This is a genomic window from Paraburkholderia sp. A3BS-1L (assembly GCF_051125215.1).
In the GTDB taxonomy this organism is placed as follows: Bacteria; Pseudomonadota; Gammaproteobacteria; order Burkholderiales; family Burkholderiaceae; genus Paraburkholderia.
The window spans coordinates 474,999-501,155 of sequence record NZ_CP120443.1 but is presented as its reverse complement, the minus strand read 5'-3'; the positions used below and the strand labels follow the sequence as shown (position 1 = coordinate 501,155).

Genomic DNA, 26,157 nt, shown 5'->3' with positions numbered 1-26,157 from the left:
CGGCCACGGGGTCGCCCCTTCACTCATCATTCGTCTGCACGAACGATTTTCTCCGGTATTTTTTTCCGCGATTCCGATAGGCCGATTCAATTGGCGTGGTACGCAAGTTTGTTCTTGAATTCGAACTCCACCTACCCGGCTGATCCGCAGACTGGAGAACCTCCATGCTTCACGTCGACGCCGAGAAAATCGTCCACAGCATCGCCGATGAGACCAATACGCCTGAGGAAACCGTAGCCCGCATCTACGCCGACGCACTCGACAGCTACCGCGCCGACGCACGCATCCATGACTATCTCCCGCTCTTCGCCGCGCGCAAAGTGCGCGCGACTTTGCGGCAAAACAGCACCAAGCCGCACTGATGAAGGCGCGCGCACCGCTAGAGCGCCGCGCCCATGCGCCGGAACCGGCTCTTAAGTCTGGTTTAATTCTTCGCTGCAAACATACGCTCACCCCTGTTGAGCCGCCGGAGCATCGGCGGCGTTTTTTTGCGCAGTTAGCCGCGCAGTTAGTCGAGGAGGAGCGAGGTCATGGTTGATAACGACGATGTGTTGATGCACTTGCAGTCTCTGCTGCGCGACGGCTCGACTAACCGCATCGCGTCATGCCGCGTGTCCACGCCGCTGCAGAATCCGTGGGGCCGTGCGTATCGGCTCGTCGAATGGACCACGCTGCTCGACGACGACGCGCGCCGCCAGGTCGTGCCCGCCGAAAGTTCGGCGCTGGATATCGCGCGCCTCGTGGCGGAGCACGTGCCCGGACGCCGTATCCTGCTCAACGGCGAGACGATGGACACCGAACGCCCGCGCACGCGGCGCCGCTCGCGCAGCCGCGCGAACGCAGGCGCAAGCGCGCACATCGCGGGCTAAGGGCGCGCGCGTCCCATACTTCAGGACGCGCCCGTTTTCGCGCGGCAAACCGCGTGATGTTCGGCGCGCGGTATTTCCGCCGCTCACGCCACCATCTTTCCCAGCGCTTCCTCCAGCGCGGCGCTCGCGCAAGTCATCGGCGCGCGCAGTTCATTGCGAATGAGCCCGCGCCGCGCGAGCGCCGCCTTCACCGGCCCCGGATTCGGCTCCGCGAACGCCGCCCGCACGAGCGGCACGAGCGCGTGCCAGAGCGCGCGCGCATCGGCGAGACGCCCCTCGCGCAACGCGCGCTCCATCGCTACAAAACGTTCCGGCAACAGATGCGCCGATGCCGCAATCGCGCCGCTCGCGCCCGCGCACAGCGCGCCGAACATCTCGATGTCCTCGCCGCACAGCACCTGCAGGCGGCCGTCGAGAATCAGCGCGAGCGTCTTCGCAAGCGAGCCGCCGCAATCCTTCACCGCGACGATTCGCGCATGGCCCGCGAGGTCGAGCAGCGTCGGCAATTCGAGTTGCACGCCCGTGCGCGCGGGAATGTCGTAGACGATCACGGGCTTGCGGCTCGCATCGGCCAGCGCCGCGAAGTGCCCAGCCACGCCAGCCTGCGACGGGCGAATGTAATACGGCGCGGCCGCCAGCACGCCTGCCACGGGCATCTCGTTGAGCGCGGCAATCCGCTCGCACAGCGACTGTGTGTGATTGCCGCTCACGCCGGCGACCACCGGCAGGCCGCCCGCGCCCGCGAGCACGGTGGCGAGCACGGCGTCCTGCTCGAGCTCGTCGAGCGCGGCCGGCTCGCCGGTCGTGCCGAGCGCGACAAAGCCCGCTACGCCGGCTTGCGCGTAGTGGCGCACGAGCGCATCGAGCGCCTCATGATCGACCGCGCCGCGATTGAACGGCGTGACCAGCGGAATCCAGATACCCGAAAACGAAGACATGATTTTCCCTTGTACGTGACCGTGTGAAAGGTCCGTCGAACCGTACGCGGGAATTGGGCAAGCCAGCAGGGAGAAAGAGGCGGGGCGCCGCCGGCAGGCCGTTCCATCGCACTATCCGACGGAACAGCATGCTCCGGTCAGATGAGCGGCTGTTTTTTGGCTTTGGCTTTCACGCACGCGCAGGAGGCCTGCGCGCGCGCCAGCATCGCGCGCGAAGCGGCGACGGCAAATGGCGTGACGAAGGGACTCGGCTGACGTGGCATGTCGGGCAGTGTACTGGAAATCGCGCGCGCCCTGGCGCTCAGTCGTGCGCCTCGACGTCGGTGACCGACGTTACCGACGTTACCGAGGTATCGAGCAGCAGTCCCGGCGCGTCGCCCGGGTCGCGCCTGGTGAGCTTGCCATCCACGCTCGCGCCGCAATCCATCCGCAATTGCTGGTAGTAGATGTTGCCGACCACGTGCGCATTCGACTGCAATTCGACGAAATGATCGGCGATCACGTCGCCCACGATGCGCCCGTTGACCACGATGTCGTAGCCATGCACGTTGCCCTGCACGGCGCTGCGCTCGCTCAGCACGAGCAGTGTCTGCGCGCCCGGCTTGCTCGTCACGTTGCCGCTCACCTTGCCGTCGAGCCGCAGGCCGTCGGCGAATTCCAGATTGCCCGTGACATGGACATCCTCGGCGATCAGCGTCGCGAGCTTGGTTTGGGCAATGCCCGGCTGGGGTTTCTTCCTGTTGAACATGAGTCGTGCCGTTGCGGTTAATTACGGTTGATTCCAGATGGTCTTGTCGAGGTTGGGTAGAGCCGCGCCCAGCGGGCGGCGGTAATCGGACACCAGCGTCAGCGCGCGTTCGAGCGCGCACCGTGGTTGCGCATGAACACCAGTTCGGCTTGCAGCTTCGCGGTCTCGGCCTGCGCCGCATCCGCGGCTTTCTGCAGCGCCGAGCGCTCCGCGCGCTCCTGCTCCAGCGCGAGTTCCACATTGGAGAGCCGCGTTTGCAGCACATCGGGCTCGACGGCGGGACACTGCCCGGCGTCACCGGCATGCAGCGCCCATGCGGCGAGCCCCGCGCCAGCCGACGCCGCCGCGACGGTCCATGCGAGCGCCACGCCCCAGCGCCATGCGAGCGAGCGCACTGGCTGCAATTCGAATTCGCGCTGCGCGTCGCGACGCTGGCGCGCGAAGCGTCGTGCGTCAGCCATTGCCGTTTCGTCCGGTGCTTTCAGTCCGATAGGCGTCGAACAGCGCGAGATAGTCGCCGGGATCGACCTGAACGCCCTTCACGATCACTTCGAAGTGCAGATGCGGGCCCGTCGAGCGCCCGGTCGAGCCGACGTCGGCGATATGCTCGCGCGGCAGCACGATCTGCCCCACCTGCACGTCGATCTTCGACGCATGCCCATAACGCGTGACGAAGCCGTTGCCGTGGTCGATCTCCACCGCATTGCCATAGCCCGACTTCACGCCTGCGAAGATCACGCGGCCTCCCGCGGCGGCGAGAATCGGCGTGCCCGTGGGCGCGACGATATCGAGCCCCGGATGAAAGCTCAGGCGCTGCGTGAACGGATCGAGGCGGTTGCCAAACGGCGAGCCGGGCCGGCCCGCGTCGGTAGGACGACGGCCCGGAAACGCATCCCACGCGGCCTTGTGCTCCGCCACGGACCGCTCGAGCGCGGCGAGCGTGGCCGCCATGCAGTCGACCTCGCCGTTGATGGCATGGACGTTGGCGCGCGCGGCGGATGCCTCGAGGCAGCGCCTCGGCGCGAGCGCGGGGCCGCCCTCGCCGCCGCCCTCGCCGCCGTCATCGTCGCCGGAGCGCGCGGCGGGCGCGGCGGGCACCGCCGTGGCGCCGCGCGGCGTTTGTGCGCGCAGGCGCTGATCGAACTGGCGCAACTCGGCAATCTGCGAGACCAGACGCTCGATGCGCGGATCGAGCAGCGCAATCGATGCGTTCATGCGGCCGATCTCGCCCACCACGTAATGGTGCGTGGCCGCGCCGGCGGCCGAGCTCGCAAGTGCGGGCGCCGTGCCGCTATAACGGCCGATGGCCACGCCGCCAGCCAGCGCGATGGCCGCCGCCACGCATGCGGCCGCCATCGCCGTGCGGCGCGCGGCGCGGTGCGTGACGAAACGGGTTTCGCCGCTGGAAAGCTCGTCGACCGAGCTGGACCACGGCATCTTCATGGCTGGCTCCGCCGCTGCCGCTTCGCGCGCAGGAGCGCGGCGCACGACACCAGGGTACAGAACAATGCGTACATCTCAGGCTGCGGAAGCCGGCGTGCGCCGGCCCGTCCAAAATCAAAACCGCGATTATGGTGGCGCCTCAAAAATGCCCATCCCGATAAAAGGGGACGTGCCGGGAAAAGAGCGCTCAGAACAGCCTGTCAGGCCGCGGATCTGCTGCACTGCGGCACGACCAGCGCCCTCGACAGCGCATTCGGGGAGGCGCTGCGCTACGTTGTCGCACTCGCCCCGGCCACTGCCGCACGAAAGCCCTTGACTTCTCACGCCGCCCCACTAATATACGCAACGCGTACATCAACCCGACATCACAGGTGCCAGTCATGAGCGTTCCGCAACAAGCCTTCCTCCGCGACGCCATGCGGCGTCTGAATATGACCCGCGATGCCTTCGCGAGCCGCATCGGCGTGTCGCGCCGGGCGCTGGACACGTGGCTGCTGCCGGAAGAGTCGCAGGAATCGCGCGCCATGCCCGAGATCGTCGAGCGCTTCGTCTCGGAAATCGTGGGCAGCGGCGAGCCGCGCGAAATCTATACGCAAAGCGTAGAGTCGCGTTCGCTGGCGAGCCAGATGGAGTTCGAAGGCAAGCCGCAACTGCTGTCGGTCGACCAGTTCTCGCGCGACTCAGTGGAAGCCCTCTTCCGCGTGGCCGACATCATGCAGCCCATCGCACGCCGCCGGAAAATCTCGCGCGTGCTCGAAGGCGCGGTGCTCGGCAACCTGTTCTTCGAAGCCAGCACGCGCACCCGCGTGAGTTTCGGCGCCGCGTTCTGCCGGCTGGGCGGCTCGGTTTGCGACACCACGGGCTTCACGTTTTCGTCGATGGCCAAGGGCGAGTCGATCTACGACACGAGCCGCGTGATGGCCGGCTACGTGGATGCGATGGTGATTCGGCATCCTGATCAAGGCTCGGTGGCCGAATTCGCGCGCGCAGTGAACATTCCCGTGATCAACGGCGGCGACGGCCCCGGCGAGCACCCGAGCCAGGCGCTGCTCGACCTCTACACGATCCAGCGCGAGTTCTCGCGTCTCGGCAAGATCGTCGATGGCGCGCATATCGCGCTCGTGGGCGACCTCAAGTACGGCCGCACGGTGCACTCGCTCGTGAAGCTGCTCGCGCTCTATCGCGGCATCAAGTTCACGCTGATCTCGCCGCCGCAGCTCGAAATGCCCGCGTACATCGTCGACAAGATCTCGACCAACGGCCACGTCGTCGAGCAGACGCACGACCTGCGCGCGGGCCTGCGCGGCGCGGACGTGGTCTACGCCACGCGCATCCAGAAGGAGCGCTTCGCCGACGAGTCGTTCGAAGGCTACACGCCCGAGTTCCAGATCAACCAGGCGCTGATGGACGAGTGCTGCAGCCCCGAGACGCTCGTGATGCATCCGCTGCCGCGCGACAGCCGCCCCGGCGCGAACGACCTCTCGACCGACCTGAATCATGACCCGCGCCTTGCGATCTTCCGCCAGACCGACAACGGCATTCCGGTGCGCATGGCGATTTTCGCGGTGCTGCTGGGTGTGGAGAATCTCGTGCAGCACTCGATGCGCGATGCCGTATGGCGTGCGCCTGCCTACCTCGGCCCGGACGACGCCGTGTTTCACGGCATCGACTGAGGCACGCCGGGCATGCAAACCGTCACGCACGTCAGCCCCTGTGCCGCTTGCGCCGCGTCGATCGCGGCCTCCAGCGCATCGAGCGCATAGCGCTCGATTTCAATCGCGTCGAGCGGCAGCTGGCCCGAGCGCACGAGCGCGATCAGCGCCCGGTAATCCGCGCCGCTGTACATGAAGTGCCCCATCAACTCCCAGTTGTTGATCAGCATTTCCCGATAGACGATGGGCAGATCCACCTCCATGCTGCCCATCAGCACCATGCGGCCATTGCGGCGCAGGCTGCGCAGCGCGGCGAGCGTCGAGCCCGGGTCGCTCGCGTGGCCGACCATGTCGAAGGCGAGATCGGCGCCGCCACCCGCCGCGTCGCGGATAGCCACGCTATCGCGCGCGCTGTCGCCGCTGAGCGCCACAGTCGCGACGCGACCATTGCCCAGCTCCGCAAGCGGCGCCAGCGCTGCGGCCCGCCGCGCCACCGCCACGACCCGGCTCGCGCCCAGCGCGAGCGCATCGAGCACCGCCGCAGCGCCGAACGCGCCGGCCGCACCGTTCACCACCACGGTTTCGCCGGCAGCCAGCCGGCCGCGCCGCAGCCCGCCGAACGGCACCACGAGCTTGCCGAGCGCGGCAAGCCGCACCGACGGCAGGTCATTCAGACCGTCGAGCGGAAACACCGTGGAGGCGGGAAACTCGACCACCTCGCGCAGGGTGCCATGCGCAAAATCGGCCAGCATGGGCGCGCTGTCGGGGCTGATCGTGGTGAGCCCGAGCAGCGCCTGGGCGGGCTCGCGCAGAGCCTCGTCGGCGACCCAGTAGGGGCTCAGCGCAACGCGCTGCCCGGCGCGGTAGCCGTACACGCCCTCGCCAACGGCGAGCACGCGGCCAATGCCGTTGGTGCCCGGCGAAAACGGCCCGCCGGGATACCCGAAAGGCAGCTTGCCTTCGACATACTGGCGTGTGTAGCTGAGGAGCGGCACGGCCTCCATGCCGACCACCAGCGCGCCCCGGCGCGGATGGGGTTGTGGCACGTCGCGCAGCGCGAGCGGCTGGCCGGGTCGATCGAGCATCCATGCTTTCATGGCTTCGTTCTCCTTGGTCGGTTTGCCCTGGTTCGGCGAGAGGGGACTTGCACGGTTCGTCTGACGGATTGAACTGTAGGTGACGCGCACGTATTCTTGAAATCGATCCCATGCATATGACCCATCACCGTGATCGATCTCTCCGGAATCGACCTGAATCTGCTGGTCACGCTCGATGCCCTGCTCGCGGAATCGAACGTGACGCGCGCGGCCATGCGCCTGAACCTCACGCAACCGGCGGTTTCGGCCCAACTGGCGCGGCTGCGCCAGCTCTTTGACGATCCGCTGCTGATTCCCGCCGCCAACGGCCGCGGCATGACGCGTACGGTGCGTGCGCTCGAGCTGATGGAGCCCCTGCACGCCGCCTTGCAAACGCTCGAGACCGTGGTGCGCCGCCAGCCCGCGTTCGATCCGCTTACCAGTTCGCGGCGCTTCGTGATCGCCACGAGCGACCAGTGCGTGGCCGTGCTCGGCCTGCCGCTGATGATCGAATGGGCGCGCCTCGCCGGGACCGCCGTTCAGCTCGCGTTCGTCGCCATTGAGTCCGGCTCGCTCGCGCAGCGCTTCGAGCGCGGCGAAATCGACCTGCTGCTCGGCTCCGCGCAGCAGGTGCCGCCCACGCTCAAGACAAGAAAGCTCTACGACGAGCGCTTCGTCGTCGCGCAACGCAAAGGGCACCCGCGCGGCACGGCCGCTTTCGATCTCGACAGCTATTGCGCGCTCGGTCACGTACTGGTCTCGACCAGTGGCGGCAGCTTCTCCGGCTTCATGGACGAGCATCTGGAAGCCCTCGGGAGGCGCCGGCGCGTGGCGCTCTCGGTGCAGCACTTCACGCTCGTGCCAGAAGTGCTCGCGCGCACCGACTACGTAGCCACGCTGCCCTACCGGCTCGTTGCACGCAGCCTGGACCGCGTGGATCTGTTCGAGCTGCCATTCGAGGCGCGCGGCTTTTCCATGCATGCGGCCTGGCATCCGCGCAGCCACGCGGACCCCGCGCTGACATGGCTGCGCGAGACGGTGAGCACGCTGGCGCTCGCGCAAGCTGACGCGCAGCGCAGTGCAATCGATTAGCGATCCTGCTTATCCAAAAACGGTTTCGATTGTGGCAGCAGCGCAATTCTGTCCTCCACGCCAGCTTCGCGACAGCTTCATGCCAGCCCTGCGACAGCGTTGCGCCAGCAAGCACTTCGCACCTCGAAAAACGTGCGCCAACGCTTTACTTTCGCGTTCCACGAGCGCAACGTGCGGTTCTCATAAGGGGCGCAAGGAGAGCACGCCCGACTGAACGCGGCATCGAATTTGCTGCATTCGGACAGCCGCGCCGCGAAACTCCGCGCATGGCAAATCCGGCCATGCGCTTGTGCTTCATTGCGCGCCTTACGTTCCGTCTTCGTTATGGAGTCTGTCGAACGCCATGTCCAACGCCCCTCCTCCCGCCGACGTCACCCGCCGCCGCTTCCTGCAATCGGCCGCCGCTGCCGCCGCGCTGGGCAGTGTGCCTCATCTGCATGCGCAAGACGCGCCGTCGCAGCACACGCCGTCCCCCGCCGATACCGCCACGCCACCGCCCTCGCCCGCCACCGCGCAACCGGTCAAGCTCGACATCAACGGTCGCGAATATGTGCTTCATATCGAGCCGCGCGTGACGCTGCTCGACGCGCTGCGCGATTACGCCGGCTTGAGCGGCACGAAGAAAGGCTGCGACCGCGGCCAGTGCGGCGCTTGCACGGTGCTCGTGGAAGGCCGCCGCATCAACAGTTGCCTCACGCTCGCCGCGATGCACGAGGGCCAGCGCATCACCACCGTCGAGGGCCTCGCGGGCGCGGATGCACCCAGCGCCGTGCAACGCGCCTTCATCGAACGCGACGCGCTGCAATGCGGCTACTGCACGCCCGGCCAAGTGTGCTCGGCCACCGCCTGCCTCACGGAATTCGCAGCCGGCGCGGCCAGCGCCGTGACCGCCGATGTGCGCACGCCTCCCACGCAACTGAGCGACGCCGAGATTCGCGAGCGCATGAGCGGCAACCTTTGCCGCTGCGGCGCCTACGCCAACATCGTGGCCGCGGTGCGCGACGCGCACGCGGCCAGCACCTGAAAGAAAGGAGCACCGCAATGGACGCGTTCTCCTTGCAGCGCGCCGACGACATCGACGCCGCCATTGCCGCCGCGCAGCAGCCGGGCGCAGCCTTTATCGGCGGCGGCACGAATCTGCTCGACCTCATGAAAGGCGGCCTCGCGCATCCGCTCAAGCTCATCGACATCACGCGCCTTGCCGCACTCGGGCACATCGAGACCTTGCCCGATGGCGGCCTGCGCATCGGCGCGCTCGTGCGCAATAGCGACGCGGCGAACCACGCGCTCGTGCGCACGCGCTACCCGCTGCTCACGCAGGCCTTGCTCGCGGGCGCGTCGCCGCAACTGCGCAATATGGCCACCGTGGGCGGCAATCTCATGCAGCGCACGCGTTGCGCGTACTTCTACGACACCGCGTTCGCGCAGTGCAACAAGCGCGCGCCCGGCAGCGGCTGCGCCGCGCGCGAGGGCTTCAATCGCATGCACGCGATTCTCGGCGCGAGCGCGCAATGCGTGGCCGTGAATCCGTCCGACATGAGCGTGGCGCTCGCGGCGCTCGAGGCCACCGTGCAAGTAAGCGGACCGCGCGGCGCACGCGCGATTCCGATCGCGCAGTTTCACCGGCTGCCCGCCGAGCGCCCCGATCAGGACACGACGCTCGCGCCCGGCGAGCTGATCACGTCGGTGGACCTGCCGCCCTCCGCGTTCAGCGATCACACGCACTACCTGAAGCTGCGCGACCGCGCGAGCTACGCGTTCGCGCTCGTCTCCGTCGCGGTGGCCTTGCAGCTCGATGGCCAGCGCGTGCGCGCCGCGCGCATCGCGCTAGGCGGCGTCGCGCACAAGCCGTGGCGCGCCAGCCGCGCCGAGCAGCATCTCGCCGGGCACACGCTCGACTCGGCCACGTTGCGCAGCGCCGCCGCCGCGGAACTCGCGCAAGCACAGCCGCTCTCCGGCAACACGTTCAAGGTCGAGCTCGCGCAGCGCGCCATGGTGCGCGCCGCCATGCTGGCCGCGGGCAGTCCAGCGACTGGCGCAAGCAGCGCGAGCGTCACGGGAGAACACGCATGGACAAGCTGATCGGACAGCCGGTCGAGCGCATCGACGGCATGCTCAAAGTCACAGGCGGCGCGAACTATGCGGCGGATTTTCCCGAGGCGCGTCTCGCGCATGCGGTGCTCGTGACAAGCACCGTGGCGAGCGGCACGATCGCATCGATCGACACGGGCCGTGCACAGGCCATGCCGGGCGTGCTGCTCGTGATGACCTCGCAGAACGCGATGCGCCTGCCGAACGCGGGGCGCCCGCCCGTTTCGCCGCCCGCGGTGCGGCGCCTCACGCTGCTCCAGGACAACGTCGTGCGCTACAGCAACGAGCCCGTCGCGGTCGTGGTCGCGGATACGCTCGAGCACGCCGCCGACGCCGCGCAGCACGTGAGCGTGACCTACGCTGCCTCGCCGGCGACGCTCGACTTCGCGCGCGCCAAAGCGCAGGCGCACACGCCGCCCGCCATACCCGGACGCCCGATGGATTCGCAGCGCGGCAACGTGGAAGCGGGCCTGCACCAAGGCGCGCTGCGCGTCGACGCGGTCTACACCACGCCCACGCAGTTCCACAACCCGATGGAGCCGCACGCGACCATGGCGCGCTGGGACGGTCCCGAACTCACGCTCTACGACGCCACCCAGGGCGTGACGAACGATCGCGCCGCCGTGGCCGCCGTATTCGGCATCCCGGCGGAGCATATCCGCGTGATCTCGCCGTTCATCGGCGGCGGCTTCGGTTGTAAGGGATCCTCATGGTCTCACGTGAGCCTGTGCGCGATGGCCGCGAAGCAAACCGGCCGTCCCGTGCGCCTCGCCCTCACCAGGCCGCAGATGTTCGGGCTGGTGGGCTCGCGGCCGCACACGGAGCAACATCTCTCGATTGCCGCGCGCGCGGACGGCACGCTCACCGGCGTGCGCCACGACACGCTCTCGCACACCTCGGCGTTCGAGGACTGGACCGAGATGTCGGGTCTCGTCACGCGCATGATGTATGCATGCCCGAACCTGAGCACGAGCCACCGCGTCGTGCCGCTGAACGTCGGCACGCCCACCTTCATGCGCGCGCCCGGCGAGACCACCGGCTCGTTCGCGCTCGAATCCGCGATGGACGAACTGGCGTGGCGCCTGAAGATGGACCCCATCGCGCTGCGCCTGAAAAACTACGCGGAAGCGGAGCCGCAAGAAGGCCGGCCATGGTCGTCGAAGGCGCTGCGCGAATGCTATACGGCGGGCGCGCAGCGCTTCGGCTGGTCGCGCCGCGTGAACGCGCCGCGCGCGATGCGCGAGGGCAACACGCTGATCGGCCTGGGCATGGCGGGCGCGACCTATCCGGCCAACCGCAGCGAAGCGGCGGCCATCGCGCGCATCCTGCCCGATGGCACCGCGATGGTCGCCTCCGGCACGCAGGACATCGGCACCGGCACGTATACCGTGATGACCCAGGTGGCCGCCGATGCGCTCGGCTTTCCTCCAGAGCGTATCCGCTTCGCGCTCGGCGATTCGACGCTGCCTCGCGCGCCGGTCTCGGGCGGCTCGCAATCGGCGGCGAGCGTCTCGCCCGCCGTGCAGGCGGCGGCACGCGCCGCGCGCGACAAACTGATCGCGCTCGCGATTGCCGACCCCGCTTCTCCAGTCCATGGCGTGGCTCCCGGGGACGTCGCGGTCGCCGACGGCTGGGTTCTGGCGACCCGCGACCCGGCGCGCCGCGACCCGGCCGCCGCCATCATCGCGCGCGCGGGCGGCGAGCCGATCGAGGCGCAAGCCGCGGAGAAGCCGGGCGCGGAGCGGCAGCAATACGCGTTCCACTCGTTCGGCGCGGTCTTCGCCGAGGTGCACGTGGACGCCGAGCTCGGCACGCTGCGCGTGGCGCGCATCGTCGGCGCTTACGACGTGGGGCAGGTGCTCAACGAAAAAACGGCGCGCAGCCAGCTGATGGGCGGCATGGTCTGGGGCGTGGGCACGGCGCTGCACGAAGACGCCATGCTGGACGCGCGCACGGGCCGCTTCGCCAACGGCAACCTCGCCGACTATCACGTGCCCGTGAACGCCGATATCGGCGATCTGGATGTGCTGTTCGTGGGCGCGCCGGACTTGCGCTTCAATCCGCTCGGCGTGCGCGGCATCGGCGAAATCGGCATCACCGGGGTGCCCGCCGCGATCGCCAACGCGGTCTATCACGCAACGGGCGTGCGCGTGCGGGATCTGCCGATCACGCTCGACAAGATGATGCTGCCGCGTCACGCATTCGCGTAACCCGCGCGTGACGATTTAATGACAGGCACGCGCGGCACCACGGAATGAACGGAACACGCGGCGCGCCGCGCGTCTTCCCTGGGCTTGCCTCACGCGCGGTTGCACCGCACAATCAACGCCTCCCCCTCTCGCGCGGCTCCCCCCATGGCCTATGCATCGCTCGCCACTGGCGTTTTGCTCGCCGCCGGCACCGGATCGCGCTTCGATCCAGACGGTTTGCGCAACAAGCTTCTCGCGCCGCTGCGCAGCGGCGTCAGCGTGGCTCATGAGGCCGCGCACCGGCTCTTGACGGTCACGCCAAGGGTGATCGCCGTGGTGCGTCCCGGCGCGGAAGCGCTCGCGCACGTCTTGAACGACGCCGGCTGCGACGTGGTGTTCGCCGCCGCCGCCGCGAGAGGCATGGGCGCGAGCCTCGCCGCGGCGATCAAGGCCGACACCGAAGGAGAAAGCTGGATCGTGGCGCTCGCGGACATGCCGCGCATCGCGCCCGCGACCATCGAGGCCGTCGCGTGCGAGCTCGATGCGGGCAAGCCGCTGGTCGCGCCGTTCTATCACGGGCAGCGCGGTCATCCGGTCGGATTCGGGCTCGCGCATCGCGCGGCCTTGCTTGCGCTCGACGGCGACACCGGCGCGCGCGCGCTGCTGAACTCGCCCGCGCTCACGCGCATCGACGTGAACGACCCCGGCATCCTGCGCGACGTCGATACCCCCGCCGATCTGGATGGGCTCTAGGCGCTTGCCGTCTCCGGCGCGTTTCCAGCGCCTCGCGCGCGCATGCGAAATCCCGCACGAGGCGCGCCGATCGCCTAGGCTATAAGGACCATCCACACATCGCGCCCGATTGGCCACGCCTGCTCACGAGGTACCCGCGATGATCTGCTCGCACACCAACCCGCTGCCCGACCCGCTCGCCGATCCCACGCGTGACCCCGAGCGCGATCCGCTCACGCCACCACCGCCCGGACATCACGGCGAGGAGCCGCAACGTCCGGACGCTCCGCCGAGCAAGGATCCGGTGTAGCGAAGCGCCACCAAGCGCCACCAAGCGCCGGCCGCGCGGCACTCGCCGCCAGCCGAATTTCCCGCCTGCCTCCGCGTCTTCCTGCTTTCGCGAAGCTTGCGTTCGCGCGCATCTCTTTATAGAATGCGAACGATTTGCATTTGCAACCAACATTGCACTCAGCCGGATTCATCCCAACCATCGTGACCGCTTTCCAGACTGCGCCCGCCCGCGCGGACCGCCGCACTCGCTGCGATCACCGCGCTCGCACTCTTCCCGGCGCGCCCGCATGAGAGCCCTGCTGGTCCGCCTGCACCGCTGGCTCGGCCTCGGCACGGCGGCGTTCCTGTTTCTCGCCGGCCTCACGGGCGCCGTGATCGGCTGGGACCACGAGCTCGATGCGGCGCTCAATCGGTCCTTCTATCACGCCGATACGCCCGGCGCGCCGCTGCCCGCGCTCACGCTCGCCCAGCGCGTGGAAGCCGCCGATCCGCGCGCGCAGATCAGCTACATGCCGCTCTCGGTCGAGCCCGGCCACACGTTCGTCGTGCGCGTGGAACCGCGCATCGACCCGAAGACCGGCGCGCCCTTCGCGCTCGGCTACAACCAGGTCGCGCTGGACCCGGTCACCGGCGCCGAGCAAGGCCGCCGCATGTGGGGTGCGCCCTCGCTTGCGCGCCTGAATCTGATCCCGTTCCTCTATCAGCTGCACTACACGCTGTTCCTGCCGACCAGGATGGGCATCGACTTCGGCGTCTGGACGATGGGCGTCGTCGGCATGACCTGGCTGCTGGACGGCTTCGTCGCCATCGTTCTCGCCTTTCCGAACCTCAAGAGTTGGCGCAAATCGCTCGCCTTTCGCGTGAAGCGCGGCGGCTACGCGCTCACCTTCGACCTGCACCGCTCGGGAGGCGTCTGGCTCTGGGGCCTGCTAATAATGGTTGCACTCACATCGATCTCGATGAATCTGGGCACGCAGGTCGTGCGCCCCGTGGTGTCGATGTTCTCGACGCTCGCGCCGGACCCGTTCCGCACCGTCGCGCCCGGTCCCGAGCTCACGCCCGAAGAAACCACTTCGGCGCGCGCGCGCATCGCCGCCATGGCGCCCGCGCTGGGCCGCCGCGAAGGCATTGCCGCGCCGCCGGGCGGCCTGTTCGCGATGCCCGCGCTCGGCGCGTATGGCGTGGGCTACTTTGCGGCGGGCAACGATCACGGCGACGCCGGCCTCGGCAACCCCTGGCTCGTCATGAACGCTCGCACCGGCGAGGTGATCGCCCGGCAAATACCCGGACGCGGCAGCGCCGGCGACCTCTTCATCCAGGCGCAGTTTCCGCTGCACTCGGGCCGCATCGCCGGATTACCGGGGCGCATCGCCATGAGCTGCATGGGCGTGGCCGTCGCGATGCTCAGCGTGACGGGCGTGCTGATCTGGCTGAAGAAGGCGCGGGCGCGCCGCAAGAGTGCAAGCAAGCCCGCGAAGGAAACCACGGCGCTGCGCGCGGGAGAACGCGTGACGGGGTAAGGCGCCCGTCCGAATCGCGACGGCTACTTCGCGACTGCGTCGAACGCCGCCAGCAGACGCTCGACGTCGGCGGCATGAATATCGCCCATCGTCGAGATGCGGAACAGTTCCTTCGACAAACCGCCCTGCCCCGCATAAATCACGAAGCCGCGCGCCTTGAGCGCGTCGTGCAGCGTCGGATAGTCGATGCCAACCGGCAGACGGAACGCTCGCAACACCACCGAGGACTCGTCCTTCGGCAACACGCTCGCCATCCCGCGCGCCGCAAAACCCGCGCGCACCTGCTCCGAAAGCGCTGCATAACGCGCGTGACGCGCTTGCCAGCCGCCTTCATCGGCGAGTTCGCGCAGCGCTTCGACGAGCGCGTAATACGCATGCACCGAAGGCGTGAACGGCGTATTGCGCTGATCCTGGAGCGTGGCGAGGCGCTTGAGGTCGAGATAGTACGTGCGGCTCGATGCATTCGCGAGCGCCGCGCGGCGCACCACGACGAAGGCCGCGCCCGGCACGCCGTGCAGGCACTTGTTCGCGGTCGCGGCCACAGCGGCAATACTCGTGTCGGCGAAATCGATGGCTTCGGCGCCGAAGCTGCTCACGCCATCCACGAGCATCTGCACGCCGCGCGCGCGGCACGCCTCGCCCAGCGCACGCAGATCGTTCAGCCGGCCCGTGGTGGTCTCGTGATGGATGATCGCGACATGCGTGATCGCACGGTCAGCGTCGAGCGCCGCGCAAACCCGCGCGAGATCGGGCGCCTGCATCCACTCGTGCTTCACCACTTCGTGTGCGATGTGGTACTGCGTGGCGATCTGCGTGACGCGCTCGCCGTACACGCCGTTCTCGACGATCAGCAGCTTGCCGTTGGCGGGCACGAGCGATGCAATCATGCTCTCGACCGCGGCCGTGCCGGAGCCGGTAATGAGCACCGCCTGCCACTGCGCGAGGTCCAGATCGTAGACGCTCAGGAGGCGCGTGCGCGCGTCTTCCTGAACGTCGAAGAATTCGCTTTCGCGATGGCAGAGGTCTTCCTGCAGCAGACTACGGCGCACGCGCTCGGTAAGCGTGACGGGACCGGGATTGAGCAACAGCATCGGCAATTCCTTATCGTTCAACGGTATGTTCCGCTGCATGAGCGGGCGCGCCGATGTGGCGCATGAGACGCGCCTTCACCTCGGGCGGCGTGATGGTCGGACGCGGCAGCCCATCGGGCGTGCCGCGGCGGATAGTCAGGCGTACGAAGCGGGTGCCGTTCAGTCCCGAGTTGCCCGCCGCATCGTTCGCGCCAGCGAGCACGGCGTCAAGCGCCGCGAGGTCGTCGCTTTCCACGGCCTCGGCGTAACCGCATGCCGCCGCCACACCCGCGAACGACACTTGCGGCGAAACCGTCGCCTGGCCGCCGGTCGAATCGTGCACGCCGTTGTCGAGCAGCACATGCGTGAGGTTCGACGGGCCGTAAGCGCCCAGCGTCGCGAAAGCGCCCATGCGCATGAGCGCCGCGCCGTCGCCATCGAGCGCCACCACGTTCAGGTCCGGACGCGCAAGCGCGAGCCCGAGCGCGAACGGCGTGACGCAGCCCATCGAGCCCACCATATAGAGCTGGTTGGCGCGGTCGTCTAGCGCGTAGAGCTCGCGTCCGCAGAAACCCGTCGACGCCAGCACCACCGACGATTGCGTGGGCGTAGCCGCAATCACGCGTTCGAGCACCTGCTGGCGCGTGGGCAATTGATCAGGAGTCCGCTCCGTCCATTTCGACTGGGCGACGGGCAGCGCATGCTTCTCGGGCATCGCGCCGCCACCCTCGAGTTCGAACGGCGCAACGCTGCCCTTTTGCATCACGAGCGCATAGGGGCGGCCCGTTTCGTCCATATGCCTGAGCGCGCGATCGAGCGCCGGGCCGATGGCTTCCGCTTGCGTCGGGAACAGCTCCCACGGAATCTCCATCGTGTCGAGCATCTGCGGCGTGACGGGGCCCATCAGCGCATGCTGCGGCTCGTCGGCCACGCCAGGCTGGCCGCGCCATGTCACGATCAGCAGTTGCGGCAGGCGAAAGGTCCACGTGAGCGAAGTCAGCGGGCTCACGGCGTTGCCTAGCCCGGAGTTCTGCATCATCGAGATGCCGCGCTCGCCGGCGAGCGCCACGCCCGCAATCAGCGCGACGGCATCGCCCTCGTTTGCCGCCGACACGTAATGAAGCGACTCGTCCTGCAGCACGTAATTGATGAACGGCGTGAGGAACGAGCACGGCACGCCCGCGTACCATTCGAAGCCGCGCGAGCGCGCCGCTTCCACAAACTGCGCCGCTTCGATCATGCCTGGCCCTCCGCCTTCGACTGAGCCCGCGTCTGCGTCTGCATAGCAGCGCCCGGCATGACGCCACCCTGCGTAAGTACGCCCTGCGCGAAATCCCCCGCGCGGCGGAAATCTTCGAGATCGTTCACGCCGCGCCAGTGACCGCGCACGTATTGCACCTCGACCTGCTCGCCATCCGCGATCAGCGCATTGAGGAGCGCGGGCATGTCGAGCGTGTCGAAGTCGGCGCGCGTTTGCAGTTGCGCGAGCTTGTTCGCGAGCTTCTCGCGGCCCGCGCCGCGCACGCTCATGAGGCCGATCCAGCGTCCGTGCGGCGCCTCGCCCTCCTCACCCTTCGCGGCCGGCCCGCTCGCGATGCGGGCAAGCAGCACCTTGTTGCCGAAGAGGCCACGATCGTCGCCCGACGAGCACCACGCGAAGTCGCGCGTGCTGCTGCTTTCCGACTCCGGCGACGAATCGATCACCACGCTGAAGTCCGCTTCGCTTTCCACCAGATCGCGCAGGATGTAGCTGCGGAACAGCAGGTCGCCATACGAGATCACCGTGTCGTTCTTGAGCGAGTCGATGGCGCACGCGAGCGAGGCGAGCTCGTTGGTCTGCCCATAGCGCTCGTTGCGCACGAGCTTCACGCCCGCCATGTCGATGGCGTCGGCGCGATAGCCGCCCACCACCGTGATGTCGTTGACCGACTGCTTCTTGAACGCGTCGACGAGCCAGCGCAACAGCGGCTTACCCGCCACGGGCAGCATGACCTTCGGTTTGTCCTCCGTGAAAGCATCGAGGCCCGAGCCACGGCTCGCCGCCAGCACGATCGCCGCGCCCGCCGTGCGCGACGCGCTCAGGTAGCGGTTTTCCGCTTCCGAATACTCATCGGCGTCCTGAAGACGGAAGATTTCGTTGACGGGCGCGATGCGGTCTTCCACATCGATGAGCGTCTGCGTCTCGTGAATCGTCTTCGCGACGGACTGCATTGCCGAAGCCGAAGCGCGCACCAGATGGTTTGCCCAGATCACGACGCTGATGCCGGCCTTGCGAAACACATCGGTGGGCGTGCTGTAGTACTTGGTGGGCACGATCACGAGCGGACCCCGCCCCGCCCACTCGCGCGCGAACGTGAGAATCTCGTCGGGCTTCGAGAGCTTGCTGTGGATGAGAATCGCATCCGCGCCCGCGAGGCGATAGGCCTCGGCGCGCTTGAGCGCCTCGTCCATGCCCCAGCCCGCGATCAGCGCTTCCACGCGCGCAACGATCGAGAAATGTTCGTCGTGCTGCGAATCCTTGCCGGCCTTGATCTTGCCGCAGAACTCGTCCATGTCGGCAAGCGGCTGCGCTTCGCCCTTGATGAAGCTGTTGGTCTTCGGAAACTGCTTGTCCTCGATGCACACGCCCGCAATTCCGCGTTGCTCGAGCTTGCGCACGAGACGGCGCACGTTGTTGAAATTGCCGTAACCGGTGTCGCCGTCGAGCAGGATCGGCAGATCGCTCGCATCGGCCATGAATTCGAGGTTGTCGACCACCTGGGTCCAGCTCGCTTCATTGTTGTCGCGCACGCCGAACTGCGCGGAGATCGACAAGCCCGAGCCCCAGATCGCCTTGAAACCCGCCTCGCGCGCAATCCGCGCGGACAAGCCGTTGTGCGCTTCCATCAGGAATTCGAGTTCGTTGCTCACCAGCATCTGGCGCAGCCGCGCGCTGCGCGATGCGGGAACCGCAGCGGAAAACATGGCGGGTTCGCGTGCGTTCATCGTGTCGCTCCATGGGACGACGCCGCGTCGGCAGCCGTGGCTGCGCCGCGCGCGTCGCATCGTTGGGAAATCGGTTTTGGGACCGCGAAACATGCGTCGCGCCGCCGATGGACCTTGGCGGCGGCATGGGGCCAAAGCCGCGACTATAACGGAAATGATTCGTATCCGCTTTCAACCACAGCAGAAAGTGGCAAATCATGTAATTCCAGTGAAATTTGTGGTTTTAAAGGGCGCTTTCCGCGCATTTTTGCGCCAACGGCCGCCGCACACAGGGTTCATCCTGACTCGTGCGCTCGCGTGCGCGCGCCGTTATCACAGGCTGGCGAGGCCCTCCCTTTGCAGCAATCGCCGCCCCAACGCAGCCCTGGACCGACCAATCAGAAGATGACCCTCAACCAGAAACTCCGCTCGATGATCGCGATCCTCTGGATCGGCTTGCTCCTCATCGTTGCCTTCGGCGCGTGGCAAAGCCGCGACGGCATGATCCGCGAACGGCGCGCACAGCTCGTCACGCTCGTGCAGGAAGCCACCAGCATCGCCAAGCACTACTACACGCTGTCGCAGCAGCACGCCCTCACTGAAGCCGATGCGCAAAAGCAGGCGCTGGCCGCGCTCGCTGCCGTCCGCTACGGGACGGACGGCTATCTGAGCATCAACAACTCCCAGTCGGTGATGCTGATGCATCCCATCAAGCCCGAGCTCAACGGCAAGAAGCTCACCGACTTCAGCGACCCCTCGGGCAAGCACCTTTTCGTCGAGCTTTCACAGACCGCGAGTCAACCTGGCGGCGGCTTCGTCGACTATCTGTGGTCCAAGCCCGGCCAGACCGAGCCCGTGCCGAAGCTGAGCTACGCCTACCGCTTCGCGCCGTGGGACTGGGTGATCGTCACCGGCATGTACATGGACGACGTGCGCACCGCGTTCTACACGAACCTCGTGCGCTGGCTGCTCGCGACCTTCGTGCTCGGCGCGGCCGCCACGGTCGTGATGGTGTTGGTGGTGCGCAGCGTTCGCAGCAGCATCGGCGGCGAACTCGAAATCGCCGTCGAGACGGCCAACCGCATCGCTCATGGCGATCTCACCTCGCACATTCAGGTTCAAGGCGCCAACGCGAAAAGCCTGATGCGTGCGCTCGCAACCATGCAGGGCGCGCTCGTGCAAACCGTTTCGCGCGTGCGCAGCGGCGCGGAAAACATCAACGTGGGCGCCAACGAAATTGCCGCCGGCAACACCGATCTCTCGCAGCGCACCGAGGAGCAGGCCGCGGCGCTCGTGCAAACCGCATCGAGCATGGACCAGATGACCACCAACGTGCGCCAGAACGCGGACAGCGCGCAGCACGCCGCCACGCTCGCGAGCCAGGCGGCCGAAGTCGCCACGCGCGGCAACGCCGTCGTCGGCGACGTGGTGCGCACGATGGGCGACATCACCACGAGCTCGCAGCAGATTGGCGACATCATCGGCGTGATCGACGGGATTGCTTTTCAAACCAACATCCTGGCGTTGAATGCGGCGGTGGAAGCCGCGCGCGCGGGCGAACAGGGACGCGGCTTCGCGGTGGTCGCGGCGGAGGTGCGCAGCCTCGCGCAGCGTTCGGCGGCGGCAGCCAAGGAGATCAAGGCGCTGATCGAAAAATCGACGGGCACGGTGGCCGAAGGGCAGCACCTCGTGACCAGCGCGGGCTCGACGATGAACGAGATCGTGCAGTCGGTACGGCGCGTGCACGAAATCCTCGAGGAGATCAGCCACGCGTCGCGCGAGCAGAGCGCGGGCATCGAGCAGGTGAACCGCGCCGTGGGTGAAATGGATCAGGTGACGCAGCAGAATGCGGCGCTGGTCGAGCAAGCCGCGGCGGCGGCGCATTCGCTCAAGGATCAGGTGACGGGGCTGCGCGAGTCGATTGCGAGTTTCAGGTTGCCGGCGGAGGGACTGCACGAGCGCGCCTGAGGATCCAACCAGCGCCGGCAGCATGGCCTTCGATGGGCTTTGCAAGACCGGATCAAAGCTTCTGCAGTACGTATTGACTGCGCCACGTCAATTCCGGGAACAGGCTTCCCGGTTAACTTCTCGTCTTCCCCTGAAATAGAACCCGCCATTCCAGCCGTCGCGGGCTTGCGACGGCCAAATGCGCGTACCACGGACAGACGAGGTAACCCATGACTGCCCAGGCGCTGGACAAGGTGTTGCGCACCGGATACGCGCAACGTGGCCGTCTCGCCAGACTCGACACGCCACTCGGCGAAGACTGGCTCGTACCCCTGTACGTCAAGATCAATGCCCGGCTCGGACGCAATTTCGAGGTGATCGTCGACGCGGCTTCGGCCCACAACACCAGGATCGAACTCAGTGCGCTAATGCTTCGGCCCGTCACGCTCTGGATCCGGCAGACCAACGGCAGCTATCTGCCAATCCACGGCTATGTCCAGCGTGCCCGCAGAATTGGCAGCGATGGCGGCATCACGTACTTCCAGCTGCAATTTTCCTCGTGGCTGAGTTTCCTCAAGCTCGCCAGCGACCGGCGCGACTGGCAGGAAGTCTCTGGCCAGCAAGTGCTGTCTGACGTGTTCCATAAGCACCCCCAGGCGCGCGGAAATTACTCATTCGACCTGCGCACGCCCATGCGCTCGTATTCGAACCGCGTGCAGTGGGAAACCGACTGGAATTTCGTTCACCGCGGCATGGAAGAAGCCGGAGTGTTTGCACGCTTCGACTTCGCGAAGGACGGCAAGTCGCACAAAGTGACCCTCTCGGACGACCTGTACTTCGCCCCGCCCTTGCCGCAACAGACGATGAAATTCAGTCGCGCCGGCACCGATGAGGAGTTCGACGGATTGACTCAACTGAGCGAGCAGCAGGAAGCGCAATGCGCCACGCTCACGACAGCCACGGCCGACTACAAGCGGCCGGACCTGAGCAAGCAGGTCAGCGCATCCGCACTGGACACGGACGAGCTGCCGGGACAAGGAGAAGACTATCTCTACACAGGGTCGCAAAGCTGGGGGGAACGCGACCTGGGCGAGCAGCAGGCGCACATCCGCATCGAAGAATGGGCGTCGCGCGCGAAACGCTATTTCGGCGTCGGCAGTCCGCGCTATGCGTTGCCCGGTTACTGGTTCACGCTGACTGGCCATCCGGACTTCGACAAACTGCCCGAACACGATCGGGAACTGGCGATCATCGCCAGCGACTGGCTGATCCAGAACAACGTACCAGGCATGGACACGCTCGCGCGCTTTCCGAAGAGCCTGCGCGCCGAAGTCGAACAGGCGAAGAATGCAAAGGGCGGCGCGAGCGTGCGTCACCCGGACGGCAGCGCAGGCTTCATTCAGGTCGAAATCGACGCGCAGCGCCGCCGCGCGCCGTTCCGCAGCCCATTCGAACACAGCAAGCCGGAAATGCACCTCCAGACCGGTATCGTCGCCACCGCGGAGAACGAAGAAATATCCACCGACGACGGCAACCGCGTAAAAGTGTGGATGACTTACAGCCGCAAGGATCGCAACAACCGAGCATCGGCGTGGATTCGCGCCGCGATGCCGGACGCGGGCGCAAAGCGTGGCGGCTACTTTCCATTGCGCAACGGAGATCAGGTGCTCGTCGGCTTCGTGAACGGGGATTGCGACATGCCCGTGATCATATCTCGCGACTGCACGGCGGCGAGACCATGCCGGTGTGGAATACACATGGCCTGCTCTCCGGTTTCCGCTCCCGCGAATACGGCGGAGATGGCTACAACCAGATGGTGATGGACGACGCCAGCGGCCAGAATCGCGTCCACCTATACACGACCAGCTACAGCTCCCACCTCCACCTGGGCTACCTCATCGAGCAGACCGACAACACGCGCGGGGCGTTTCTCGGTCGTGGCTTCGACCTGAAGTCGAGCGCCTGTGGCGCCGTGCGCGCGGAACAGGGACTGTATGTCTCGACGCAGCCCGCCAGCGCGCAGCCCATGAACGTGACGGCGGCAACCGAGCAGCTTGCGAGCGCGGAAGCGGTGTTCGACACCGTCTCGAAGGCGAGCGAAACCAATCATGCCGAAAACCTGCAAGACGGCCACGATGCGCTCAAGGCATTCACCGATGCGACTCAGCACATGGTTGCTGGCACAACTTCAACCGGCGGACGCACGGCGGGCGGAGGCACGGGCAATGCAAACGGCTTCGCGAAGCCGGTGATGCTGCTTTCGAGCCCGGAAGGTATTGCGGTGTCCACTCAGCAATCGGTGCACATGGCCGCGCGTCGGCACGCGAACGTCGTTGCGGGAAATAACGTCAACGTCGCCGCAGGGAGATCGCTGCTGGCAAGCGTCATGGACAAGATCAGCCTGTTCGCACAGAACCTGGGCATCAAGATGATCGCGGCGAAGGGGCCGATCAGTATTCAAGCGCAAAGCGGCCCGGTGGATATGGCGGGCCTGGAAGACGTGACGATCGAGAGTTCGAACGGGCGGGTGGTCATCACCGCCGCAAAGGAAGTCTGGCTGGGCGCAGGTGGTTCGTACATTCGCATCAGAGCGGGATTGATCGAGAACGTAACAACCGGAGAGATTCTTGAGAAGTGCGGAACCTGGAACAAACCAGACGGCGCGAGCGCCACGATTCGCAATCCGCTGCAGTCGACGTCGGTTTCGGTGGATGGCGCGCATGGCTCGCTGTACTCGGGATAAGACACAAGACATTCCCCTTGCTGCCGGTACGCACACCCGAAACAACCACTGATCCGGGAATCCATGAACACGCCCGCCCTTCCTGCCCGACCAGCTGCATCGCCAGCATCCGCCTATACCCCGCTGAACTGGGCCTTTCCATTCACGCCGTCCGGCAATGGTGGCGCCACCGATCCGATGACGTACATGAAGGCGCTGGCGAAGGCCGAGGACGGTTTCTATCCGCTTGGCGTCAGCGGAATATGGCACGGCGGCGTGCACTTCGACCGCAACACCGCCGCGATGCTCAAGCAGGATGAAGGCGTGCGCGCCATCGCCGACGGCGAGATCGTGGCCTACCGGCTAGACAGTAAGTATCCCGAACAGATCTGGCGGGACAATCGCAAGGCGCTCTACTCCACGGGCTTCGTGCTGATCCGTCACAGGCTGCCGCTGCCGCCGGCGCCTGGTGCCACGGGCAAGCCCGCGTCGGACGAAACGCTGACGTTCTTCAGCCTGTACATGCACCTGATGGACTGGAACAGCTATCAGGCCGCGAAGAAACAACCTGATCCGGCCACACCGCACCTGGAGCCGATGCCGTTCTGGGAAGGCGAACGCTACTACCGCGTGGGCGACAGGTCGAACGACATGCAAACGCTGCCGAAGCCAAAGCCGCCGCAGCCCGTGCCGGTGGACATCGCGAACCGGGACCTGCTTGGCGAATTCATCGATGCGGATTTCGTCGTTCCACCCCAGCCGCCCGTAGTCCAGCCGGTTGACAACACGCCGCCCCCCGCGCCCGTGAAGGGCATCCACATTCGCGACCTGGCGAATGGCAGAATCATCGGCATCCTGCCCCGTGGCGCTGAACTCCTGCTGTCCGAATCGGACCCGAGACATCCCGGCTGGCGAAGGATCAAGGCGCTCAGAAGCGGCGAGCCGGTCGCCCCGATTGCCGGCCAGCGGGTATCGGAGCATGCACGGTGGAGCTGGGTGTATGCGAAGGAACTCGATGCGGTTCTCGATCCGAAACCACTCGATACGGTGGTGGTGCTGAAACAGCCGTATCCCGTGAAGGCCGGCGACGTGGTGGGCCAGATGGGCCACTACGTGCGTTACACGGAAGCGAAGCTGCTGCCCCCGAAGCCGACCCGGCCGCTGCTGCATCTCGAGGTATTCGCGGGCCCGGAATTGCCGGCGTTCATCGAAAAGAGCCGCGCACGCGCAAAAGCGTTGCCGGCGGTGAAGACGTTTCTGGAGATTTCGCCCGGTGCGCGACTCGTCATGGAGATCCCCGGGCCGGACCGGACGCTGCCCCAGAGCGCAGGTGGCCTGAAGCTCGTGCCGGTGGGCAAGGCGGCGGGTTCGCGCTGGGTCAGGGTCCAGCCGAAGACGGTGACGATGCCCGCACGTGGAGGACACCGTGGCCAGCGCCCAACCCCGACGCTGACGAACGCCGGTTCCCCGGTGTGGGTGGAAGCCCAACTCGCGAACACAACGGCAACCGGTGTCGTAAAGGGATGGTCGGATTTCCCGCTGAATATCTCCAATGCGAAAGGCCCGGGCGCGGACTTCCGCGACGTATTCCGGCGCACCGATCTGGACCGGCTGGGCGCAGGTAATGTCGCCGTCGACGACAAGGGGCTGCACTGGTGGAACATCACGATCGGGACGAAGGATGGCTCAACCCTGCAAGGCTGGGTGTGCGAGGCACATCATCCGCTCGCGCGCCTGTGTGGCCAGTGGGACTGGCCGGGGTTCGAACTCGTCGACAACATCAGCTTCAGACCGGTCGACCTGTTCAAACGGCACCTCCATGTCACGGACCAGTATCTGGCCGACGAGGACAAGACGGCGTTCGAGCCGAGCGCGCTGAAGGTGAATGCTGGCGATCTGATCGTCAAATTGGAGAAAGCGATCGATGCGAACCACGACGGCAAGGTGACGGCATACGAGTTGCAGCAGGCGCGGGAAACCCCGTGGATGGCCGAAGCGATCACGCATCTGGTGGTGCGCTCGGAAACCGAATGGGGCGGCGGGATGGGCAAATGGGAAGAGATGTCGCCGCTGATGAAGAATCTGCTGTGGCTGTGGCAGTCCGAGATAGAGCGGATCGGGAAACTGCAGTGGTGGGAGCAGGTGACCTCCATCGAGGGATTTCCGAAGGAGCCAGCGCCGTGGCATTTTCATCCGGTGGGGGTGGTGGGGAATTTCAGTTTTGCTACAGACAACCTCGACGAATTCATCAAAAAAAATAGGCGATGCTATTTCGGGTGGTGAGGGAACATACGAATCATATAACACGGGAACCAAGAACGTTCCAGGCGGGCGTGTTGGCCATTCATATATGAGCCCCCCATCGGGAACAGTTACGTCAAAAGCAATTGATGAAATCCTGGCAACAGATCCACTATCTGGCACCAATCCAAACCGAATGTTCGCAACCGGAAAATATCAAACAACCTTATACACACTTAGAATTGGAAAGTTAGCTCTGGGACTAACGGGCAATGAAAAATACGATGCCGAGATGCAGGAGCGCTTTTTCAGAGACTATCTCTTCAAAAAGGCTGGGGGTGGTGCATTGTCCGCCTTTGTAGAGAATGGGCGGGGAACCATAGACGACGCCCAGTATGCGGCTGCTCAGGAATGGGCTTCCATCTCAGCCCCGCAAGGTCGCCCAATTCAAGATGGCAGAATATCGAACGGCCACATGTCATACTATCAAGGCGTGGCCAACACGAACAATGACGCATCCACAGGAAAGTTGAGAGAAATTCTCAATGAAATTGACAAAATCAGGAGATAAA

20 protein-coding genes and 2 pseudogenes are annotated in these 26,157 nt (G+C 66.2%); 14 read left to right on the top strand and 8 right to left on the bottom strand.

Annotated features, from left to right (window positions below; translation table 11 throughout):
• The first annotated feature begins 164 nt into the window (after positions 1 to 164).
• Together P5W99_RS17465 and P5W99_RS17460 are read left to right on the top strand one after the other, a co-directional pair.
• Entirely contained in the window at positions 165 to 362 is a 198-nt protein-coding gene (locus tag P5W99_RS17465) for a DUF3562 domain-containing protein (protein WP_434664006.1), read from the top strand.
• Between the two features lie 168 nt (positions 363 to 530).
• Positions 531 to 764, top strand: a pseudogene (locus P5W99_RS17460) (DUF2866 domain-containing protein); the annotation flags it as partial.
• A gap of 188 nt (positions 765 to 952) precedes the next feature.
• On the opposite strand, the gene dapA reads toward P5W99_RS17460, so the two are convergent.
• The 4 genes from dapA to P5W99_RS17440 all read right to left on the bottom strand — a co-directional run bounded on the left by dapA (position 953) and on the right by P5W99_RS17440 (position 3,998).
• Entirely contained in the window at positions 953 to 1,807 is an 855-nt protein-coding gene (gene dapA / locus P5W99_RS17455) for a 4-hydroxy-tetrahydrodipicolinate synthase (RefSeq protein WP_421026448.1), read from the bottom strand.
• A 301-nt stretch (positions 1,808 to 2,108) separates the two neighbouring features.
• On the bottom strand, positions 2,109 to 2,555 hold the full coding sequence (locus tag P5W99_RS17450; RefSeq protein ID WP_421026447.1) for a bactofilin family protein: 447 nt from the start codon (positions 2,553 to 2,555) through the stop codon (positions 2,109 to 2,111).
• Positions 2,556 to 2,653: 98 nt separating this feature from the next.
• Positions 2,654 to 3,016, bottom strand: coding sequence for a hypothetical protein (locus P5W99_RS17445; protein ID WP_421026446.1), 363 nt, complete (start codon positions 3,014 to 3,016; stop codon positions 2,654 to 2,656).
• Positions 3,009 to 3,998, bottom strand: coding sequence for a M23 family metallopeptidase (locus P5W99_RS17440; protein WP_421026445.1), 990 nt, complete (start codon positions 3,996 to 3,998; stop codon positions 3,009 to 3,011). Before P5W99_RS17440 ends, P5W99_RS17445 begins: the two co-directional genes overlap by 8 nt.
• 380 nt (positions 3,999 to 4,378) lie before the next feature.
• On the opposite strand from P5W99_RS17440, the gene P5W99_RS17435 reads away from it, so the two are divergent.
• Positions 4,379 to 5,671, top strand: coding sequence for an aspartate carbamoyltransferase (locus P5W99_RS17435; protein ID WP_421026444.1), 1,293 nt, complete (start codon positions 4,379 to 4,381; stop codon positions 5,669 to 5,671).
• Here P5W99_RS17435 and P5W99_RS17430 read toward each other — a convergent pair.
• Entirely contained in the window at positions 5,656 to 6,747 is a 1,092-nt protein-coding gene (locus P5W99_RS17430; RefSeq protein WP_421026443.1) for a zinc-binding dehydrogenase, read from the bottom strand. The two genes, P5W99_RS17435 and P5W99_RS17430, sit on opposite strands and share 16 nt — an antisense overlap.
• Before the next feature lie 129 nt (positions 6,748 to 6,876).
• Here P5W99_RS17430 and P5W99_RS17425 point away from each other — a divergent pair, with 129 nt between their 5' ends.
• From P5W99_RS17425 to P5W99_RS17395, 7 genes are all read left to right on the top strand, one after another.
• On the top strand, positions 6,877 to 7,818 hold the full coding sequence (locus tag P5W99_RS17425; RefSeq protein ID WP_434664000.1) for a LysR family transcriptional regulator: 942 nt from the start codon (positions 6,877 to 6,879) through the stop codon (positions 7,816 to 7,818).
• Between the two features lie 343 nt (positions 7,819 to 8,161).
• Entirely contained in the window at positions 8,162 to 8,842 is a 681-nt protein-coding gene (locus tag P5W99_RS17420; RefSeq protein WP_434663998.1) for a (2Fe-2S)-binding protein, read from the top strand.
• Between the two features lie 17 nt (positions 8,843 to 8,859).
• Complete coding sequence (locus tag P5W99_RS17415; protein ID WP_421026440.1) at positions 8,860 to 9,900, top strand: FAD binding domain-containing protein; 1,041 nt, start codon at positions 8,860 to 8,862, stop codon at positions 9,898 to 9,900.
• On the top strand, positions 9,888 to 12,119 hold the full coding sequence (locus tag P5W99_RS17410) for a xanthine dehydrogenase family protein molybdopterin-binding subunit (RefSeq protein WP_421026439.1): 2,232 nt from the start codon (positions 9,888 to 9,890) through the stop codon (positions 12,117 to 12,119). The genes P5W99_RS17415 and P5W99_RS17410 overlap by 13 nt, the downstream gene beginning before the upstream one ends.
• 144 nt (positions 12,120 to 12,263) lie before the next feature.
• Positions 12,264 to 12,851 carry a nucleotidyltransferase family protein gene (locus tag P5W99_RS17405; protein ID WP_434663994.1) on the top strand — a complete coding sequence of 196 codons (588 nt, stop codon included), beginning with the start codon at positions 12,264 to 12,266 and terminating at the stop codon, positions 12,849 to 12,851.
• A 139-nt stretch (positions 12,852 to 12,990) separates the two neighbouring features.
• Positions 12,991 to 13,140, top strand: a complete 150-nt coding sequence (locus P5W99_RS17400) for a hypothetical protein (protein ID WP_421026437.1) — start codon at positions 12,991 to 12,993, stop codon at positions 13,138 to 13,140.
• 268 nt (positions 13,141 to 13,408) lie between these two features.
• Complete coding sequence (locus P5W99_RS17395) at positions 13,409 to 14,641, top strand: PepSY-associated TM helix domain-containing protein (protein ID WP_434663991.1); 1,233 nt, start codon at positions 13,409 to 13,411, stop codon at positions 14,639 to 14,641.
• A gap of 23 nt (positions 14,642 to 14,664) precedes the next feature.
• Here the strand turns inward: P5W99_RS17395 and P5W99_RS17390 are convergent, their stop codons facing one another.
• From P5W99_RS17390 to aepX, 3 genes are read right to left on the bottom strand one after another with little or no spacing between them, the layout of a single operon-like run.
• Complete coding sequence (locus P5W99_RS17390; protein WP_434664500.1) at positions 14,665 to 15,732, bottom strand: 2-aminoethylphosphonate aminotransferase; 1,068 nt, start codon at positions 15,730 to 15,732, stop codon at positions 14,665 to 14,667.
• A 10-nt stretch (positions 15,733 to 15,742) separates the two neighbouring features.
• Positions 15,743 to 16,951 carry a phosphonopyruvate decarboxylase gene (aepY, locus tag P5W99_RS17385; RefSeq protein ID WP_434663988.1) on the bottom strand — a complete coding sequence of 403 codons (1,209 nt, stop codon included), beginning with the start codon at positions 16,949 to 16,951 and terminating at the stop codon, positions 15,743 to 15,745.
• Positions 16,948 to 18,696, bottom strand: a complete 1,749-nt coding sequence (gene aepX, locus P5W99_RS17380; RefSeq protein ID WP_434663986.1) for a phosphoenolpyruvate mutase — start codon at positions 18,694 to 18,696, stop codon at positions 16,948 to 16,950. Before aepX ends, aepY begins: the two co-directional genes overlap by 4 nt.
• A 384-nt stretch (positions 18,697 to 19,080) precedes the next feature.
• Here aepX and P5W99_RS17375 point away from each other — a divergent pair, with 384 nt between their 5' ends.
• The 4 genes and pseudogenes from P5W99_RS17375 to P5W99_RS17360 all read left to right on the top strand — a co-directional run bounded on the left by P5W99_RS17375 (position 19,081) and on the right by P5W99_RS17360 (position 26,156).
• The gene (locus P5W99_RS17375; RefSeq protein WP_421026433.1) at positions 19,081 to 20,643 is read left to right on the top strand and encodes a methyl-accepting chemotaxis protein; all 1,563 of its coding nucleotides are present in this window, start codon (positions 19,081 to 19,083) and stop codon (positions 20,641 to 20,643) included.
• A gap of 209 nt (positions 20,644 to 20,852) precedes the next feature.
• Positions 20,853 to 23,365: pseudogene (locus P5W99_RS17370) on the top strand (type VI secretion system Vgr family protein).
• 63 nt (positions 23,366 to 23,428) lie between these two features.
• A complete protein-coding gene (locus P5W99_RS17365) occupies positions 23,429 to 25,627 on the top strand; it encodes a hypothetical protein (RefSeq protein WP_434663983.1) in 2,199 nt (732 codons plus the stop codon).
• Positions 25,628 to 25,694: 67 nt separating this feature from the next.
• A complete protein-coding gene (locus P5W99_RS17360; protein ID WP_421026431.1) occupies positions 25,695 to 26,156 on the top strand; it encodes a hypothetical protein in 462 nt (153 codons plus the stop codon).
• Position 26,157 lies beyond the last annotated feature (1 nt).